The organism is Salinarimonas soli (genome assembly GCF_008386575.1).
GTDB classification, from domain to species: Bacteria; Pseudomonadota; Alphaproteobacteria; order Rhizobiales; family Beijerinckiaceae; genus Salinarimonas_A; species Salinarimonas_A soli.
In genome coordinates, this window is record NZ_VUOA01000178.1 from 1 (window position 1) to 276 (window position 276).

General features: G+C 48.2%; 1 protein-coding gene. It reads right to left on the reverse strand.

The window, feature by feature from the left end; translation table 11 throughout:
- Positions 1-257, reverse strand: a 257-nt coding sequence (locus F0L46_RS27780) for a hypothetical protein (RefSeq protein ID WP_210247701.1), incomplete at its 3' end; no start/stop codon positions are given.
- Positions 258-276 lie beyond the last annotated feature (19 nt).

Sequence of the window (276 nt, forward strand, 5' to 3'; positions counted from 1 at the left end):
CCGGTGAATATACCACATGAAGTCTTGTTCTTTATTAGAGATAACATGCCGCTCTTCAACGCATCGTCCAGAGGAGATGCCGAAACGGACCCTTCAAGATGACATCTCAATCGAGCCTCCTGCCAGTTAGCCGGGATCTCCTGAAGCTTCAACCACCCGTTGATGTCCCTGAAGTATGTATAGTCATATCGAAACTGTTGACCGTCCAGATAAGTGACGGCCAGAACCAAAATGAGGCTGGCCACTGCCGCTTTCATGTTTACGCTTCTGTAAAAC